This is a genomic window from Pseudoxanthomonas sp. LjRoot204_2 (assembly GCF_056175765.1).
In genome coordinates this window covers 1-1059 of record NZ_JBGFFG010000730.1, presented here as the reverse complement: position 1 = coordinate 1059, position 1059 = coordinate 1, and the positions used below count along the sequence as shown (strand labels likewise).

At 56.8% G+C, this 1059-nt stretch carries 1 protein-coding gene; it reads right to left on the bottom strand.

The window, feature by feature from the left end:
• Positions 1-226 precede the first annotated feature (226 nt).
• A partial coding sequence (locus AC04L7_RS19455) for a hypothetical protein (protein WP_475513810.1) occupies positions 227-1059 on the bottom strand: 833 nt, incomplete at its 5' end.

Here is a 1059-nt window from a genome sequence, read left to right as displayed (position 1 = left end):
CGGACACGATGCCTGTCGACTCGCAGCCAATCAAGATGACTTCACCGCGCGCTTACGCAATTGAAGCGAAGACGCGGGCGCAGCAGGCGTAAGGCTGTTGACCAGGATGCACCTGCTTCGGAAGAGCAACTCAAGACTCGTCGTATAGCCAGAGCGTGAAGGCTAAAGCGTGCCGCGCTTTCGGGCGTTGAATGGCAGCCGGCCGGGACGTGCTCAGACTAGGGATTTATGGCGACAGCTCGACAGATCGGTTGAACTTGAGAGACGATGCCGTGGGTCCACCGCCGGCGGTGCGAGAGATCATCGAGACGACGAACGACCCTGGAGGGCACATCGCGGATCCCGAGTTGAGATAGCCTGCGCCCGGGTTATAGGTTTCTGCGCCGTGCGCCGACTTGAGGCTGCCAATTGATTTTTGAAGGTCAGCGACTTGCTTCTTCAATGCGTCAATCTCCTGGCCCACGCCTTGCAGAGCGGAACTTCTGTAGCCGGGGAGAGGAATCGCCATTGGCCCGTCGGCTAGTTGCAAGTTAATGAAGACGTCTTCCGCCTGCACGTTTGTCGTGCCATCGATCAACTGCAGAGAGGCCACGCGAGTACAGAGAGCGCTGATGCCCTCTTGTCCGATCTTTGCCGGATACTTCTTCGGCAGTCCCTTGCAAGTAGTCGTCGAAGCACCATCGCCCACAATGTCAACCGCGTTCAGCCGTCCGCCTGTTGACGAGGTGTTAGCGATGTTCAGGCTGACAGCGTCCTTATAGCCTCTTGTTCTCACATCCCAGCCTCTGCTGGCAAGCACCAGACACTGCCAAACAACGTCCAGGCCAGCTCGAAAGATCTGTTTCACCTGTGCGTAATCGCTGTCGTTGATTGACAGAGTGGCCTTGGACTTCGTGCATTCCTGCGTCTTTGAAGCATCCGAATAGTCTGCGCCGAGGCCAAAGCCCGAATATGTGATGTCGAGTCCCGCTTTCGAGGATTTATCGCTCGACTCGCACTTTGCGTAGTAGTTGAGTGCGTCCCGACGGGTCTGTGTCAAAAAGGTGGAGTATCCAGAGC